The following is a 16,483-nucleotide window of genomic DNA, read 5'->3' as shown; positions in this document are numbered from 1 at the left end:
GTTGTTGACCAGCACGTCGACCCGGCCGTCTCCCGCGGACAGCGCCGCATCGGCGGTCTCGGCCACCACGTCGTCGTCGGTGATGCGTGTTTTGGGGCGCTATGACACCCCAAAACACGCACGGGTCCTGACCAGCACAAACGCCTGCCCTAGGGGTATCCGATCGACTTCGGCTCACGGGTCGAAGCGGTTCGCCTTGACGTCCCGGAGAAACCCACCCCAAGCGCCGGCCCCGAACAAAAGCGCCGGACCGCTCGGATCCTTCGAATCCCGAACCCCAGTCACCGACGTCCCAAGCCCAACCTCAACACACTGGCCACCGTTAGGGCCGCTGTAGCTGCTCTTTCGCCAAATCACGCCGACTTCGACGCAAGCCCCGCCGTTCGGTCCGCTTCTTGTGCTCCGGCGCCAGGTCACGTCTAGTAACTTGGTCGCGTCATCGACATGAGGTTTGATCACTGTGCTTTGCCCTTCACTAGCTTCTCCAACAAGTTGCGGGAGTCTTCGGCGGGCAACGCAGTCTGAGCCAAGCGATTAAAGTCTGCCCTGAAGTCCGTGATCTCTTCGGGCTCCTCCAGGTACAACCCGCCCTTCTGGTTCTCCACGTACACGACACCAGGATCATCGGCCCTGGGGAAGCCAAGCCAGTGAAATGAACCCAGGTGCCCTCGATGCGGGCCGGTGTGAAACGGCATGATCTGAAGCGTGACCTGCGGATGCTCGGACATCGCGGCTAGATGTGCGATCTGATCCCTGAGAATCGAGTCGTCGCCCATCGTCCGGTGCAGGACCGACTCATCAACGATGGCATGCAGCTTCAATGCATCCGTGTCTCGGTGCAGGGCGCCCTGCCGTTGTAGTCGCGCTTCGACTTGCTGTCGCTGCTGCGCGTCGGAGACGCGGCTCCCCGCGTTGATCAGCGCTTCGGTGTATGCACGGGTTTGGAGCAAGCCAGGTACGAAGCCCAGATCCCACTCGTGGATTTCGCTGGCTCCCCATTCGAGTCCGATGTAGAGGGAGAACCAGTCGGGGATTGCGCGGTTGCCGTCCCACCAGCCCTTTTCCTTGGCGATGTCGGCCAGTTGCAGGTACCAGGCGACGCGTTCCGGCGGTACGCCGAGGAACGGGAGCATCACTTCCAGATCTGGGTTGCTGATCGTGTTGCGCATGCTCTCGATGTGCGCGATCTTCGCCGGATTGCATCGCAGGCGCTTGGCCACGTCGGCCTGCTTGAGCCCGGCCGTTTCCCGCAGGCGCCGCACTTCCTGTGCCAACCACCGGCGACCCACGGTCGGGCTGATCGTCTGCGGGCCCAGCGCCTCGGAGTCGTTCACGGTCACTCCTTCAGGTCCGAGCGGCGGACACCACCCAAACGAGGCCTTGTCGCGTAAAGATTACTGCGTCAAATTGACTACTGTCACTCTCGGCGCAGACAACACTACTTTTAGCAACTGTCACTACTGTCTCGGGGAGGCTCCATGCGCTGTGCGATTGCCCTGTACCAGGTCGTTAACCCCGAATCGATCGGCTCCTACGACAGGCTGTTGCTCGTCGAGCCGCTGCCGGGAGATGAATCGCCGGACGTGTGGCAGGGATGCCTGCACGACTGGGCGCTGGCGAAGCTCGGCCGAGGCGATCACCGTTTCGGGATGTACCTCGCGGCCGTCGTCTCGGTCGACGACCAGGGGCAACCGGACGAGGACAAGCTGCACGACCTCATCGAGCAGGACTTGGCGCCGATAGAAACCCACGTCTGCTGGTCCGGCTTCGGTGAGCTCGTCGAAGCTTCGTGACTGCCGCGAAGCGAGTGAAGGGCACCTTTGACCGACTAGATGCCGGCCGAAGGTGCCCTCCACTTGTCACCCAAAGCGTGCGTCACTTGGGTTCGTGGATGGTTTGCGGGATGCCCCAGGGGTTTTCGTCGCGGAGCGCCTCCGGGAGGAGGTCCTGCGGGACGTTCTGGTAGGTCACCGGGCGCAGGAAGCGGTCGATCGACGCCGTGCCCACCGACGTGAAGCGGGCGTCCGTCGTCGCCGGGTACGGGCCGCCGTGCTGCATCGCAGGCGACACCGCGACACCGGTCGGCCAGCCGTTGAACAGCACTCGGCCCGCGCGATCACGCAAGCGGCTCACCAGGGTTGCCGCGAACTCCGTGTCGTCGGATTCGGTGTGCAGCGTCGCGGTGAGGTTGCCCTCGAATGCCTCGGCTGCGCGCCGCGCGTTGTCTTCCGAGGAGTAAGTGACCACAATGGACAGCGGGCCGAAGACTTCCTCAAGCAGCGCCTCGCGATTCGCCAGCAGTGTGTCCACATCGGTGGCCAGCAGCGTCGGCACCGCGCCGTCGTCCACGCTGCCCTCCGCCAGTACCCGCACACCCGGAACCTCGGTGACGGCTGCCCGTCGCCCGCAGTAGCCCTCGTGCAGCCGCTCGTTGAGCAGCTTGTGCGCTGCGACGGCCTTCGACTCCGACGCCAGCACCTCGTCCAGGCCGTGGTCGGCGGGCAGGAAAAGCAGGCCGGGCTTGGTGCACAGCTGACCGGCGTTGCCCGAGTATGACGTCACGTAGCCCTTGGCGATCTCCTCGCCGCGAGCGCGCACCGCGCCGGGCGTGACGAACACCGGGTTCAGGCTGCCGAGTTCGCCGAAGAACGGGATCGGCGTGGGCCGCGAGTTGGCGATGTCGAACAGCGCACGCCCCGCCGGGACCGAGCCGGTGAACGCCGCGGCCTTGATCCGCGAATCCTGCAGCGCCGTGGTGCCGATCTCGAAGCCCAGCACGACGTCGAACGCGCCGTCAGGCGCACCGGCGGACCGCAAGGCCTCGACGATGATCTCGCCCGTGCGCACGGACAACTGCGGATGCCCGGGGTGGCCCTTGAGCACCACCGGGCAACCCGCCGCGAGCGCAGAGGCCGTGTCGCCGCCGGCGACGGAGAACGCGAACGGGAAGTTGCTCGCCGCGAACACCAGCACCGGGCCGACCGGCTGCAGGATCCGGCGCAGATCCGGCTTGGCGCCCAACGGGAATCCGGCGTCCGCGCGGTCCAGGGTGGCCTGCAGGTAGCGGCCCTCGTCCAGGACCTCGGCGAACAGCCGCAGCTGGAAGGTGGTGCGCTTGAGCTCGCCGGTCAACCGCCCCTCGGACAGGTTGGACTCGGCCATGGCCAGCGGCACCAGTTCGCCGGCGGCGGTGTCGAGCGCGTCGGCCACGGCGGCGAGCTGGCGGGCGCGGGCGGCGGGCGGCTGAGCTCCGAAGGCCTCGGCGGCATCGGCCGCTCGCTGCAGGACGGTGTCGAGTTCGGCTGGGGTGGTGTCCGGAATCCGGGTCGCGGTCAACGTGCCCATCCTTTGCGCGATGCGGGTGCGGTCCCCCACACCGTAATACGCCCGGCGAACGACCCGCCGCACGCTGTTCGAAATGGCGCACCGGCGAAACGACGAAGGGCACCTCCGACCATGCCGGTCAGAGGTGCCCTTCGATTCGGAAGATCACTCGGCGCGCGAGATCTCGACCATCTCCTCGCGCGGCACGACCTTGATGCGCTCGCGGCCCTGGGCTTCGCCCAGCGCCTTCTCGTGCGCGTCCAGGCGGCCCCAGCCCTCCCACGTCGTGTACTCCACGCCGCGCTCTTCGAGCAGCCGCAGGATGCTGTCGTCCGCCGGCTCCTCCGCCTGCGGCATCGTCGGCAGGTCGGCGAGCAGGTTGTTGATCGTCTCCAGCGCGTCGCCCTTGGTGTGGCCGATCAGGCCCACCGGGCCGCGCTTGATCCAGCCGGTCGCGTAGACGCCCGGGATGTGCTCGCCGTCCAGGTCGAGCACCCGGCCGCCGGCGTTGGGCACCGTGCCGGTGCCGTGGTCGAACGGGATGTCCACCAGCGGCGAGCTCAGGTAGCCGACCGCGCGGTAGACCTGCTGCACCGGGTAGGTCTCGTACTCGCCGGTGCCGCGCACGTTGCCGTCGCCGGTGAGCTCCATGACCTCGACCTTGAAGCCCTCGACCCGGTCGGTGCCCTGCACCTCGACCGGGGACCGCAGGAAGTGCAGGTGCAGCCGTCGCGCGGTGTCGTGCTTCGGGTCGCGCAGCGCCCAGTCCTGCAGCGTCTTGACGATCGTCTTCACCTGGTTGTTGGTGCGGATCGCCTCCTCGCTGGCCTCGTCGAGCTCGAAGCCCTCGGGATGCACGATGATCTCCACGTCGGCCTGGTGGTCGAGCTCGCGCAGTTCCAGCGGGGTGAACTTGGCCTGCGCCGGGCCGCGCCGGGCGAACAGGTGCACGTCGGTGACCCGGGAGTCCTTCAGGCCCGCGTGCACGTTGTCCGGGATCTCGGTGCTCAGCAGGTCGTCGGCCTGCTTCGCCAGCACCCGGGCCACGTCCAGCGCCACGTTGCCTGCGCCGATCACGGCGACCTTCTCGCCGTCCAGCGTCCAGTCGCGCGGGGCCTCCGGGTAGCCGTCGTACCAGTAGACGAAGTCGGCGGCGCCGAAGCTGTGCGGCAGGTCGATGCCCGGGATGTTCAGCGCCCGGTCCTGGTCCGCGCCGGTGGCGAAGATGACCGCGTCGTAGTGGTGGCGCAGGTCGTCCAGCTTCAGGTCCACGCCGTAGTCGATGTGCCCGAGGAACCGGATCTCCGGCTTCTCCAGCACCCGGTGCAGCGCGCTGACGATGCCCTTGATGCGCGGGTGGTCGGGGGCCACGCCGTAGCGGATCAGGCCGTAGGGCGCTGGCATCCGGTCCAGCAGGTCGATCTCGACCGGCGTCTCGGACTTGGTCAGGATGTCGGCGGCGTACACGCCGGCCGGTCCGGCCCCGACGATCGCTACCCGCAGTGGGCGAGTCATTCCATCTCCTCCTACGCCCGCTCCTGGCCGAACGGGGATCGGCCGGATGGCGGCGCTTGCTGACTGGCCCATCACGACTGGGCCCGGTGGCCGTCCACCAAGACCCCTCCAGCTTAGGTATCCCTTACCCCGGATCCCGCGATGCGGACGGTGACAATGGTCATACCGGTTCCGCGGGCTTCCGGGAGGCAACGCTGAGTGCGTGACTAGACGCCCTGGGTGACAGTAAGATCGCCGCTTGATCAAACGCTCCGGTCGTGGCGACGTCGAACTCGAACGTTCCAGATGATCTTGATCACGGCCGCGGTTCGGGGCGCCGGAAGACCAAGCTCTGGAGGTCACGCGGATGCCGCGGCCGGACTGGATACCTGAGGGCGTCGACCTGGAGAAGCCCAGCGCCGCCCGGTGCTACGACTTCTACTTAGGCGGCGCGCACAACTTCGCCGTCGACCGAGAGCTCGGCCGCAAGGTCATGGAGGTCGTGCCCAACGTGCAGGAGGTCGCGGTGAACAATCGCGCGTTCCTGCGCCGCGCGGTCCGCTACTGCCTGGACCAGGGCGTGCGGCAGTTCCTGGACATCGGCTCCGGCATCCCCACCGCGGGCAACGTGCACGAGATCGCCCAGGCCGTCGCCCCCGGGGCCCGCGTGGTCTACGTCGACAACGAGCCGGTCGCCGTCGCGCACAGCCGGTCGATCCTCGGCGACAACGAGAACGCCACGATCGTGCAAGCCGACCTGGTCGACGTCGACGACGTCCTGGACGCTCCGGAGACCCAGCGGCTGCTCGACTTCTCCCAGCCCATCGCGGTCATGATGGTCGCGCTCGTGCACTTCGTGCCGGACGACAGCAAGCCCCGGGAAGTTGTCCGCCGCTACTACGAGCGGATGCCGGCCGGCAGCTACCTCGGCTTCTCCCACGTCACCGGCGACCACTATCCGGAAGGCGTCCAGGGCCTGGTCGAGCTGTACGAGAGCAGCACCAACCCGGTCACGCTGCGCACCCGCGACGAGGTCGCCGGGATGCTCGCCGACTTCGAGATCGCCGAGCCGGGCGTGGTCTACGTGCCCGATTGGCGCCCCGACACCGAGGAAGACGTTTGGGAGAACCCGGAGCGGTCGATCGTCTACGGTGCCGTGGCGCGCAAGGTGTGACGCGCGTGCCAGGTACGGGGGGACCGGCAGTCGGGCAGCCACAACCGGACGAAGTGGTCCGCGAGTGGACCCGCCAGGTCATCCACACCAGCTACGTCCCGATGGGCCGCCGCGATCTCGAAGCCTTCCTGAGCAAGTGCTTCGAGGATCTGCTGGGCGCGCTCGACGGCGGCGGAGCGGAGCCCGCGCGCGACATCGGCGAGCGGCTCGTCGGCACGCACCTGACCAACTCGACGGCGTTGGCGCGCACGCTGCGGCACCTCGCCACCGAGATCCCGAAGATCCGGGAAACCGAACCAACGAGGCTGACCGAGGTGCTCGGAGAGCTGGCCGCCGGATACGCCCGCGCGCTGCGGGAGCAGACGCTGAGCGAGCAGGAGGTGATCCAGCGCGCCGTGTCCGACGCCCGCGACGCGGCGGAGGAAGCGCTGCGCGCCAGCGAGGCGCGCTCGCGGGCGGTGTTCACGGCCTCGGCGCTGGGCGTCGCCATCGTCACGCTGGACGGGATGATCGAGGAGACCAACCCGGCGCTGACGCGGATCTTCCGGCGGCCGGCGGCGGAGCTCGTCGGCGGCACGGTGCACGAGCTGGCCGACGAGGAGTGGCTGGTGAAGCTGGCCGACACCATGGCCGAGCTGGCCACCGGCGACACCGACCAGGACTTCCTGGACATCCGCTTCACCGAACCCAACGGCTCACACGTGTGGACCCAGCTGTCCGGGTCGCTGGTCCGCGACGCCCGCGGCGAACCGGACTACCTCGTGCTGCTCTACGAGGACATCACCGACCGGCACATGCTCCAGGAGTACTTCCGCCAGCAGGCCGTCCGGGACCCGCTGACCGGCCTCGCCAACCGCACCAAGCTGGAGTCGGGCCTGGCCGCCGCGCTGGAACCGATCCGCCCCGGCCGCCGGGTCGGGCTGTGCTACTTCGACCTCGACGGCTTCAAGGCGGTCAACGACAGCCTCGGCCACCCGATCGGCGACCGGCTGCTGCGCCAGGTCGCGCAACGCCTGGAAGCTCTGGTCACGGAGGCCGACGCCGTCGCGGCGCGGATGGGCGGCGACGAGTTCGTGGTGCTGGTGCCCGACTCGGCGGGCGCCGGCCCGGTGGTCGAGCTCGTGGAACGACTGCTGCGGGAAATCACCCGGCCGGTGCTGATCGGCGCGCACGAGCTCCGCGCTTCGGCCAGCGTCGGCATCGTGGAGCGCGAGGTGGCCGGCACCGACGCCGAGGCCCTGCTGCGGGACGCCGACATCACCCTCTACCGCGCCAAGAGCGACGGCCGCGCGCAGTGGGTGCTGTTCGACCCCGAACGCAACGCCGAGGCGCGCGACCGGTTCAGGCTCTCGGCGGAGCTGCCCGCGGCCATGGACCAGCACGAGCTGTTCATCGAGTACGAGCCGATCGCGAACCTGGCCACCGGCGCGCTGGCGGGCGCCACCGCCGCCGTGCGCTGGGACCACGCGGAGTTCGGCGAGCTCGGCGAAGAGCAGTTCCTCGGGCTGGCCGAGGAGACCGGGCTGATCGTCCGGCTCGGCAGCTGGGCGCTGGAGCAGGCGTGCGAGCACGCGGCGCGCTGGGTGCGGCAGCTCGGCGCGGACGCGCCGGTGCCCACGGTGAACCTGTCGGTGCGGCACTGCCGCGACCCCGAGCTCGTCGGCGACGTGCAAGGCATCCTGCAGCGCACCGGGCTGCCGGCGGGCGCGCTGGCGCTGGGACTGCCGGAATCCGCCCTGTTCGACCACCAGGGCGACCCGGTCGACACCCTGGAGATCTTCGCCGACATGGGGATCAAGCTGGTGGTCTACGAGTTCGGCGACGACTACGCGCGGTTGGGCCGACTGCGCGGCCTGCCGCTGGCCGGGGTGCGCATCGACGGGCCGCACCTGGCGAGCCTGGCCGACCCGGACGGCCCGGATCCACTGGACCGGCACCTGGTCGTCGCCGCGGTAGAGGGCGCGCGGCTGCTGGGACTGCCGGCGCTCACCGCGGGCGTGCGCACCGAGCTGCAGGCCGACCGGCTGCGCGAGCTCGGCGTCAGCAAGGTCCAGGGCCCCTACGCCGGGGAACGTGCCTCGGCCCTGGAGATCGAGCAGTTCGTCGAGGCGACGCGCTGAACGTTGCAGGCAGCCTGCTCAGACGGGCCCGTCGTGTCGTGAACCGCACTTTGGCGTCAGGCAAGCGGCGCAGCCGCTTTCTCTTTCGCCACGCACGCAACTTGCACCGCCGCGGGTTCTCAGAGGCTTTCTCGCGAGGACAGCCCCGATGCCGCGTATTGGACATACACAAATCGGGGATCCCACAGCCGAGAAGGCCTCTGTAACTCCCGCAGGGGGGCCGCTACCCGCACCGCCACGCAATGCGAGCTGTGCATTCTTCAGAGCACTGCGGGGAGCGGCGGAAAACTGGTCGCGACTGGCCGATAGCATCGGTATCTGAAGAGTGTCCGCGCCGGTCCGTGGCCGGCCCAGCCTAGGAGTGATCGTGTCCGTACAGCCTTCCCAAGCTCAACAAGCTCTCCGGGTGAAGGTTCCGGCGGGCACTACTGCGGGCGCGGCGGTCGCCGAAGCCGGGCTGCCGTCGAAGGGGCCGGACGCGGTCGTGGTGGTCCGCGACACCGACGGCAACCTGCGCGACCTCGCGTGGGCGCCGGAGGCCGACGTCGAGGTGGAGGCGGTCGCCGCCGACACCGAGGAGGGCCGCAGCGTCATCCGGCACTCCGCGGCGCACGTGCTGGCCCAGGCGGTGCAGAACCTCTTCCCCGACGCGAAGCTGGGCATCGGCCCGCCGGTCCGGGACGGCTTCTACTACGACTTCGACGTCGACCGCCCGTTCACCCCGGAAGACCTGCAGGCGCTGGAGAAGCGCATGAAGCAGCTCATCAAGTCCGGGCAGAAGTTCTCCCGCCGCCGGCTGGAGTCGGTCGAGGCCGCCAAGGAAGAGCTGGCGAACGAGCCGTACAAGCTGGAACTGGTGGACATCAAGTCCGATGTGGACACCAGTGAGGTGATGGAGGTCGGCGGCGGCGAGCTGACCGTCTACGACAACATCGACCGGCACGGCGAGGTCGTCTGGGGCGACCTGTGCCGCGGGCCGCACGTGCCGCACACCCGGTTCATCCCGGCGTTCAAGCTGATGCGGGTGGCCGCCGCGTACTGGCGGGGCGACCAGAACAACCCGCAGCTGCAGCGGATCTACGGCACCGCCTGGGAGTCCAAGGAGAAGCTCGACGAGCACCTGGAGTGGCTGGCCGAGGCCGAGCGCCGCGACCACCGGCGGCTCGGCGCGGAGCTGGACCTGTTCTCCTTCCCGGACGAGATCGGCTCCGGGCTGCCGGTGTTCCACCCCAAGGGCGGCATCATCCGGCGCGAGCTGGAGGACTACTCCCGGAAGCGGCACGAGCAGGCGGGCTACGAGTTCGTCAACACCCCGCACATCACCAAGGACACGCTGTTCAAGACCTCCAGGCACCTGGAGTGGTACCGGGACGGCATGTTCCCGGCGATGCACCTCGACGAGGAGCGGGACGCCGACGGCGAGCTGCGCAAGCCCGGCGTCGACTACTACCTCAAGCCGATGAACTGCCCGTTCCACAACCTGATCTACCGCTCGCGCGGGCGTTCCTACCGGGAGCTACCGCTGCGGCTGTTCGAGTTCGGGTCGGTGTACCGGTACGAGAAGTCGGGCGTGGTGCACGGGCTGACCCGCGTGCGCGGCATGACGCAGGACGACGCGCACATCTACTGCACCCCGGACCAGCTGCAGGACGAGCTGAAGTCGCTGCTGGGCTTCGTGCTGGAACTGCTGCGCGACTACGGCCTGAACGACTTCTACCTGGAGCTGTCCACCCGCAACGACGAGAAGTACGTCGGCAGCGACGAGAGCTGGGCGGTGGCCACCGAGGCGCTGCGCACCGCCGCCGAGGACTCCGGCCTGGAGCTGGTGCCGGACCCGGGCGGGGCGGCGTTCTACGGCCCGAAGATCTCCGTGCAGGCGAAGGACGCGCTGGGCCGCAGCTGGCAGATGTCGACCATCCAGGTCGACTACCACCTGCCGGAGCTGTTCAACCTGGAGTACACCGCGCCCGACGGCAGCAAGCAGCGCCCGATCAAGATCCACCGCGCGCTGTTCGGCTCGATCGAGCGGTTCTTCGGCGTGCTGACCGAGCACTACGCCGGCGCCTTCCCGGCCTGGCTGGCGCCGTTGCAGGTGGTCGGCATCCCGATCGCCGACGAGCACGTCGAGCACCTGCAGCGGGTGGCGAAGGCGTTGCGCGCCAAGGGGATCCGCATCGACGTCGACACCAGCGACGACCGCATGCAGAAGAAGATCCGCACCCACACCACGCAGAAGGTGCCGTTCCTGCTGCTGGCCGGCGGCAAGGACGTGGAGGCCGACGCGGTGTCGTTCCGGTTCCGCGACGGCACTCAGATCAACGGCGTGCCGGTGGACGCCGCGGTCGCCGCGCTGGAGGACTGGATCGGGCGCCGCGAGAACGCCTCGCCGACCGCGGAGAACTTCCAGGCGGAGCGGGCGTGAGCGGAGTTGGCGGCCCGGAGGGCGTGGAGCTGACCGAGCAGTCGGGTGTCGGGGTGCCGGACGCGTTGCAGCGGCTGTGGACCCCGCACCGGATGGCCTACATCCAGGGCGAGAACAAGCCGGAGGGCGACGACAGCGACGGCTGCCCGTTCTGCCGGCTGCTCGAATCGGGGCGGCCGGACGACGAGACGCTGATCGTCGCGCGCGACGAGCTGGTCTTCGCGATCCTCAACCTGTACCCGTACAACCCGGGGCACCTGATGGTGCTGCCGTACCGGCACGTGGCCGACTACACCGAGCTCAGCGCGGCGGAAACGGTGGCGGTCGCGGAGTACACGCAGCGGGCGATGCGGGTGATCCGGCGGGTTTCCGCGCCGCACGGGTTCAACATCGGGCTCAACCAGGGGCCGGTGGCGGGGGCGGGCATCGCGGCGCACCTGCACCAGCACGTGGTGCCCCGCTGGGGCGGCGACTCGAACTTCATGCCGGTCATCGGCCACACGAAGGTGCTGCCGCAGCTGCTCGGCGAGACCCGCCAGCTGCTGGCCGCCGCCTGGTCCGGAGTGGACTGAATCGCGGATTTGCCCTAATAGGGCGAAAACGAGGGCCCGGGGACGTGTTCCCCGGGCCCTCGTCGTGGTCTTGTCAGGCCTGCTCAGCCGCGGAGCTTGGCCTCGATGTCGAGCGTGATGGTGATCTTCTCGCCGACCATGGCGCCGCCGGCCGGGCCCACGCCGAAGTCGGTGCGGTTGAGGACCACCTTGGCGGACAGGCCCAGCAGGCCGTCCTCGCCGAAGCCGCCCAGCTCGGTCTCCAGCGACACGGGCTTGGTGACACCGTGCAGGGTGAACTCGCCGTCGATCACGAAGTCCTCGCCGTCCTGGCGGACTCCGGTGGAGCGGAAGGTCGCGGTGGGGAACTGCTCCACGTCGAGGAAGTCGGCGTTGCGCAGGTGCGCGTCACGGTCGGCGTTGCCGGTGTCGATCGACGTGGCGTCGATGGTGGCGGTGACGGTCGACTCCAGCGGGTCGGCCGCGGTGACGATCTCGCCCTGGAAGGCGCCGAACCGGCCCCGGGACTTGCCGACTCCCATGTGCCGCACGGAGAACTGGATGTCCGAGTGCACGGTGTCGATGTCCCAGGTGCCCGCGACGTAGCCGGGGATCTGCGCGGTTGCGGTCATGCTGCCTCCAGGGGAGAACGGAGTGAAAGTCTCGCCGGGGAGAACAAGATTTGAAGGTTCAATTATTCCTGACTGTGTTCGTGATCACGGCACGCCGTTGTTCTCGCACAGTTCTCGCACACCTGCCGTGCGACTGATCACCGGCGACTAATCTGCAGGAAACGACACTCGGTGCACAGGCGGCTGACACTTCACGCAATGCTCAACATCTTCGCGCGGGCTTCCATTTCGCGACTGACCGACCCGATCGGCGCGGGGCTGGTCCGCCTCGGGCTGTCGCCGAACGCGGTCACGGTGGCCGGCACGATCGCCAGCGCCGGGGCGGCGATGTGGTTCTTCCCGCGCGGCCAGCTGTTCGTGGGCACCGTGGTGGTCGCCGTGTTCCTGCTCTTCGACATCCTCGACGGCGCGATGGCGCGGGCCGGCGGCAAGGCGACGCGGTTCGGCGGCGTGCTGGACGCGAGCTGCGACCGGCTGGTCGACGGCGCGCTGTTCGGCGCGCTGGTGTGGTGGGCGCTGGTCGTCGACGTCGACCACCTGCGCGGCCTGGCCCTGCTGATCTGCCTGGTGAGCGCTCAGGTGATCTCCTACGTGAAGGCGCGCGCGGAGGCCAACGGCCTCAGCGCCGACGGCGGCCTCGCGGAGCGCGCCGAGCGGTTCCTCGTGGTCCTGGTCGGCACCGGCCTGCACGGCCTGGGCGTGCCGTACGTGCTGGACGTCGCGGTCTGGCTACTGGTGGCCCTGTCGCTGATCACGATCGCCCAACGCCTGATCGCGGTCCACACCTCCTACCACGACCAGGAGCGCCCTTGACCGAGCGCGACCTGGTCACTTCTGCGGGATGAGGGACTCCGGCATCGGTTCGTAGCTTTCGAACTGCCGGGTGAAGGTCGCGCTGCCGGAGCTCAGCGACCGCACGTTCACCGTGTAGCGCACGAGCTCGCTCGCGGGCACGTGCGCGCGCACCACGGTCCACCCGGCGTCCTCCGGCTCCGTGCCGACGACCTTGCCGCGCCGGCTGGACAGGTCGCCCAGCACCGCCCCGAGGTGCTCGTCGGGAATGCGCACCGCGACCTCGTCCACCGGCTCCAGCGTGATCAGCCCGGCCTGCTCGGCGGCGGCCTTGAGCGCCTGCGCGCCCGCCGCCTGGAACGCCGCGTCGGAGGAGTCGACGCTGTGCGCCTTGCCGTCCACCAGCGTGACCCGCACGTCCACCAGCGGGGCGCCCTCGTTGATGCCCTTCTCGATCTGCGCCCGCACGCCCTTCTCCACGCTCGGGATGAACTGCCGCGGCACCGCGCCGCCGACCACGCGCTCGGTGAACTCGACGCCGGAACTGCGCGGCAGCGGCTCCACCTCGATGTCGCACACCGCGTACTGGCCGTGCCCGCCGGACTGCTTGACGTGCCGCCCGTGGCCCTTGGCGGGCTGGGCGAAGGTCTGTCGCAGGGGCACCCGCACCGGCACCGTGTCGACCTCGGCGCCGCCCTCGCGCAGCCGCTGCAGCACCACCTCCGCGTGCGCCTCGCCCATGCACCACAGCACCAGCTGGTGCGTCTCGCTGTCGCGGTCCAGCCGCAGGCTCGGATCGGCGGCGATCAGCCGGTTGAGGTTGCGCGCCAGCGCGTCCTCGTCGCTGCGGGTGTGCGCGGTGACCGCGATCGGCAGCAGCGGCTCCGGCATCGGCCACGGCTTGAGCAGCAGCGGATCGGAGGGATCGGACAGCGTGTCGCCGGTCTCGGCCGAGCCGATCTTGGTCAGCGCGCACAGGTCGCCGGCGATGCAGTGCGACACCTCGCGCAGGTTCACGCCCAGCGGCGAGTAGAGGTGCGCCACCCGCTCGTCCTCGTCGTGGTCCGGGTGCCCGCGCTCGGCCATCCCGTGCCCGGAGACGTGCACCGGGCGCTCCGGGCGCATCGTGCCGGAGAACACCCGCGCCAACGACACGCGGCCCACGTACGAGTCGACCGAGGTGTGCACCACCTCGGCCGCGAGCGGTCCCGCCGGGTCCGGGGTGAGCGGGTGCGGATTGTTGCCCTGCGGGTCGGTGAACTCCGGCAGCGGGTGCTCCAGCGGCGACGGGAAGCCGCGCCGGATGCCGTCGAGCACCTCGCGGATGCCGATCCCGGTCAGCCCGCACACCGGCAGCACCGGGTGCAGGCCGCCCTGCACCACGGCCTTCTCCAGGTCGGCGATCAGCGTGTCCTCGTCGATCTGCTCGCCGTTGAGGTAGCGGTCCATCAACGACTCGTCCTCGCTCTCGGCGATGATCGCCTCGATGAGCTCGCCGCGCGGCTGGTCGATCTGCTCGCGCAGCTGCGCGTCGGCCGCGACGGTGCCGCCGAGCTCGTAGATCTGCTCGGTGAGCAGGCCGACCAGCCCGAAGAACTCGCCGTCGGAGTCGAAGTGCGGCAGGTACAGCGGCAGCACGCCGGAGCCGAACGCGTCCTGGCAGCTCAGCAGCGCGGTTTCGAAGTCGGCGCGCGGCTGGTCCAGCCGGGCGATGAGCACCGCGCGCGGCATGCCGACCGCGGCGCACTCCTGCCAGATCGCGCGGGTCGCGGCGTCGACGCCTTCGGTTGCCGACACCACGAACAGGGCGGCGTCCGCCGCGCGCAGCCCGGCGCGCAGTTCGCCGACGAAGTCCGCGTAGCCGGGCGTGTCGATCAGGTTGATCTTGATGTCTCCGTGGTGCATCGGCGCGACGGCCAGGCCGATGGACCGCTGTTGCTCGATCGAGGCGGGCTCGTGGTCGCACACCGTGGTGCCCTCGGTGACCGTGCCCGATCGGGGAATCGTCGAGGTGGCGGTCAGCATCGCCTCGACGAGCGTGGTCTTGCCGGCGGCCGACGGGCCGACCAGCACGACGTTGCGGATCTTCGCGGGATCTGAGGGGGCCGGGATCGCCGGCCCTCCTACCGTGCCGCTCTGTTTTGTGCCCATGAGTACTCCCTGCGAGCTCCCGGCGACCGACTGTGTCTCCGATCACACACCTCGCGTTCGGGTCGTGCAAGGCCGGTGGTCACCCGCGGCGGGAGCGGTCCCACTGGCGAGCAAGTGGACTACCGGAAATCGCGGTTAGTGGACCGTGGAAATGGTCCAGTTCGGGAATAGCCTGGTCGCGGCAGAGCACGACAACAGGAAGGCCGAAGGTGACTACCGTCGACGCCAAGGACACCGCCAGCACCGCCCAGACCGGCACCGACGGGGTCAAGCGCGGAATGGCAGAAATGCTCAAGGGCGGCGTGATCATGGACGTGGTCACGCCCGAGCAGGCCAAGATCGCCGAGGCCGCCGGCGCGGTCGCGGTGATGGCGCTGGAGCGGGTGCCCGCCGACATCCGCGTTCAGGGCGGCGTGGCCCGGATGTCCGATCCGGACATGATCGAGGGCATCATCGACGCCGTCTCCATCCCGGTGATGGCCAAGGCGCGCATCGGCCACTTCGTCGAGGCGCAGGTGCTGCAATCGTTGGGCGTGGACTACATCGACGAATCCGAGGTGCTCACCCCGGCCGACGAGGTCAACCACATCGACAAGTGGGCCTACACCGTGCCGTTCGTGTGCGGCGCGACCAACCTCGGCGAGGCGCTGCGGCGGATCTCCGAAGGCGCCGCGATGATCCGCTCCAAGGGCGAGGCCGGCACCGGCAACGTCGTGGAGGCGACCCGGCACATGCGGCAGATCCGCGCCGACATCCGGCGGCTGTCGGTGCTCGGCGGCGACGAGCTCTACGTCGCGGCGAAGGAGCTGCGCGCTCCGGTGCAGCTGGTCCAGGAGATCGCCAGGACCGGGAAGCTGCCGGTCGTGCTGTTCACCGCGGGCGGCATCGCGACCCCGGCGGACGCGGCGATGATGCGCCAGCTGGGCGCGGAGGGCGTCTTCGTCGGCTCGGGCATCTTCAAGTCCGGTGACCCGGCGAAGCGCGCTGAGGCGATCGTCAAGGCGACGACGTTCTACGACGACCCGGACGTGATCGCGAAGGTCTCCCGGGGCCTCGGCGAGGCGATGGTCGGCATCAACCTCGACGACCTCTCGGAGCAGCAGCGCTACGCCCAGCGCGGCTGGTAACCCCGATCGAGTGGCGCCTTCGGGTGATTGCCTCGCCCGAAGGCGCCCTTCGCCTGGGCTCGGGTCAGGCGTGTTCCATGACGAGGACCGCTCTGGTGGCCGGTTCGAGGGCTTCGTAGACGTGGGGTACGTCGCCGGAGAACGAGATGTAGTCGCCGACCTCGAGCTCCACCGGGCTCTCCTCCGGGCCCGCCAGCAGGCGTCCCGAGGTGAGGACGACGTGCTCGACCGAGCCGGGGATGTGGGCGTCCGCGCGGCGGACTCCGCCCGGCTCCAGCTCCAGGACGTAGAGATCGCGACGGGCCCCGGAACGGCCGGAGGACAGCAGTGCCGCGGCGTAGGTCGACTGCTCCGAGCGCACGAGCGGGACCTGCCCGGCCCGCACGACCCGCACCTGCGGCGTCGGCGGGTCGACGAGGCGGCTGAACGGCACGCCCAGCGCCACGCCCAGCGCCCAGAGCGTTTCCACGCTGGGGTTGCCGGTGCCGGATTCGAGCTGCGACAGGGTGGATTTCGCGATCCCGGCGCGCCGGGCGAGTTCGGTGAGGGTCAGCCCGGTGCGGTCGCGTTCGCGGCGCAGGGAGGCGGCGATGGTCTCCAGCGGCGGCGCGGCCGCCGTGTTCTCGGTCTCACTCATGCCTGTTCGCTCTGTCGGTCCTTGAATTCGGTTTGACGAACAACGCCCTTGGTGTTCAG

General features: G+C 69.4%; 14 protein-coding genes. 7 read left to right on the top strand and 7 right to left on the bottom strand.

Annotated features, from left to right (window positions below):
* Positions 1–174 precede the first annotated feature (174 nt).
* Positions 175–417 (bottom strand): DUF397 domain-containing protein, encoded by a 243-nt coding sequence (locus AB0I53_RS02170; protein ID WP_358595231.1) that lies wholly within the window; start codon positions 415–417, stop codon positions 175–177.
* A 38-nt stretch (positions 418–455) separates the two neighbouring features.
* Complete coding sequence (locus AB0I53_RS02165; RefSeq protein ID WP_358595053.1) at positions 456–1,334, bottom strand: helix-turn-helix transcriptional regulator; 879 nt, start codon at positions 1,332–1,334, stop codon at positions 456–458.
* A gap of 144 nt (positions 1,335–1,478) precedes the next feature.
* On the opposite strand from AB0I53_RS02165, the gene AB0I53_RS02160 reads away from it, so the two are divergent.
* Positions 1,479–1,793, top strand: a complete 315-nt coding sequence (locus AB0I53_RS02160; RefSeq protein ID WP_358595050.1) for a hypothetical protein — start codon at positions 1,479–1,481, stop codon at positions 1,791–1,793.
* Between the two features lie 82 nt (positions 1,794–1,875).
* Here the strand turns inward: AB0I53_RS02160 and AB0I53_RS02155 are convergent, their stop codons facing one another.
* Complete coding sequence (locus AB0I53_RS02155) at positions 1,876–3,345, bottom strand: aldehyde dehydrogenase (NADP(+)) (RefSeq protein ID WP_358595047.1); 1,470 nt, start codon at positions 3,343–3,345, stop codon at positions 1,876–1,878.
* Between the two features lie 144 nt (positions 3,346–3,489).
* Positions 3,490–4,839 carry an FAD-dependent oxidoreductase gene (locus AB0I53_RS02150; protein ID WP_358595045.1) on the bottom strand — a complete coding sequence of 450 codons (1,350 nt, stop codon included), beginning with the start codon at positions 4,837–4,839 and terminating at the stop codon, positions 3,490–3,492.
* A 346-nt stretch (positions 4,840–5,185) separates the two neighbouring features.
* On the opposite strand from AB0I53_RS02150, the gene AB0I53_RS02145 reads away from it, so the two are divergent.
* From AB0I53_RS02145 to AB0I53_RS02130, 4 genes are all read left to right on the top strand, one after another.
* Positions 5,186–5,992: an SAM-dependent methyltransferase gene (locus AB0I53_RS02145; RefSeq protein ID WP_358595042.1), complete on the top strand. Its 807-nt coding sequence runs from the start codon at positions 5,186–5,188 to the stop codon at positions 5,990–5,992.
* Positions 5,993–5,997: 5 nt separating this feature from the next.
* Positions 5,998–8,112, top strand: a complete 2,115-nt coding sequence (locus AB0I53_RS02140; RefSeq protein WP_358595039.1) for an EAL domain-containing protein — start codon at positions 5,998–6,000, stop codon at positions 8,110–8,112.
* A gap of 406 nt (positions 8,113–8,518) precedes the next feature.
* Entirely contained in the window at positions 8,519–10,534 is a 2,016-nt protein-coding gene (gene thrS, locus AB0I53_RS02135; RefSeq protein WP_358595229.1) for a threonine--tRNA ligase, read from the top strand.
* Positions 10,531–11,106, top strand: coding sequence for an HIT domain-containing protein (locus AB0I53_RS02130; RefSeq protein ID WP_358595037.1), 576 nt, complete (start codon positions 10,531–10,533; stop codon positions 11,104–11,106). Before thrS ends, AB0I53_RS02130 begins: the two co-directional genes overlap by 4 nt.
* 83 nt (positions 11,107–11,189) lie before the next feature.
* Here the strand turns inward: AB0I53_RS02130 and AB0I53_RS02125 are convergent, their stop codons facing one another.
* Positions 11,190–11,717 (bottom strand): YceI family protein, encoded by a 528-nt coding sequence (locus tag AB0I53_RS02125; protein WP_358595034.1) that lies wholly within the window; start codon positions 11,715–11,717, stop codon positions 11,190–11,192.
* A gap of 198 nt (positions 11,718–11,915) precedes the next feature.
* Here AB0I53_RS02125 and pgsA point away from each other — a divergent pair, with 198 nt between their 5' ends.
* On the top strand, positions 11,916–12,530 hold the full coding sequence (gene pgsA, locus AB0I53_RS02120; RefSeq protein WP_358595031.1) for a phosphatidylinositol phosphate synthase: 615 nt from the start codon (positions 11,916–11,918) through the stop codon (positions 12,528–12,530).
* 15 nt (positions 12,531–12,545) lie between these two features.
* Here the strand turns inward: pgsA and AB0I53_RS02115 are convergent, their stop codons facing one another.
* Positions 12,546–14,660 carry an elongation factor G-like protein EF-G2 gene (locus AB0I53_RS02115; RefSeq protein ID WP_358595028.1) on the bottom strand — a complete coding sequence of 705 codons (2,115 nt, stop codon included), beginning with the start codon at positions 14,658–14,660 and terminating at the stop codon, positions 12,546–12,548.
* A 209-nt stretch (positions 14,661–14,869) separates the two neighbouring features.
* Here AB0I53_RS02115 and pdxS point away from each other — a divergent pair, with 209 nt between their 5' ends.
* A complete protein-coding gene (pdxS, locus tag AB0I53_RS02110; protein ID WP_358595025.1) occupies positions 14,870–15,787 on the top strand; it encodes a pyridoxal 5'-phosphate synthase lyase subunit PdxS in 918 nt (305 codons plus the stop codon).
* A gap of 64 nt (positions 15,788–15,851) precedes the next feature.
* Here pdxS and AB0I53_RS02105 read toward each other — a convergent pair whose 3' ends face one another.
* Positions 15,852–16,424: an XRE family transcriptional regulator gene (locus tag AB0I53_RS02105; RefSeq protein WP_358595022.1), complete on the bottom strand. Its 573-nt coding sequence runs from the start codon at positions 16,422–16,424 to the stop codon at positions 15,852–15,854.
* Positions 16,425–16,483 lie beyond the last annotated feature (59 nt).

This window comes from Saccharopolyspora sp. NPDC050389, assembly GCF_040655595.1.
Classification (GTDB): Bacteria; Actinomycetota; Actinomycetes; order Mycobacteriales; family Pseudonocardiaceae; genus Saccharopolyspora.
The sequence above is the reverse complement of the archived record's forward strand: the minus strand, read 5'-3'. Positions and strand labels throughout refer to the sequence as shown.

Coding starts and splice junctions, on each gene's coding strand:
- AB0I53_RS02125 (WP_358595034.1), bottom strand. CDS start 11,717: ATGACCGCAACCGCGCAGATCCCCGGCTACGTCGCGGGCACCTGGGAC.
- AB0I53_RS02155 (WP_358595047.1), bottom strand. CDS start 3,345: ATGGGCACGTTGACCGCGACCCGGATTCCGGACACCACCCCAGCCGAA.
- pgsA (WP_358595031.1), top strand. CDS start 11,916: ATGCTCAACATCTTCGCGCGGGCTTCCATTTCGCGACTGACCGACCCG.
- AB0I53_RS02145 (WP_358595042.1), top strand. CDS start 5,186: ATGCCGCGGCCGGACTGGATACCTGAGGGCGTCGACCTGGAGAAGCCC.
- AB0I53_RS02160 (WP_358595050.1), top strand. CDS start 1,479: ATGCGCTGTGCGATTGCCCTGTACCAGGTCGTTAACCCCGAATCGATC.
- AB0I53_RS02150 (WP_358595045.1), bottom strand. CDS start 4,839: ATGACTCGCCCACTGCGGGTAGCGATCGTCGGGGCCGGACCGGCCGGC.
- AB0I53_RS02105 (WP_358595022.1), bottom strand. CDS start 16,424: ATGAGTGAGACCGAGAACACGGCGGCCGCGCCGCCGCTGGAGACCATC.
- AB0I53_RS02115 (WP_358595028.1), bottom strand. CDS start 14,660: ATGGGCACAAAACAGAGCGGCACGGTAGGAGGGCCGGCGATCCCGGCC.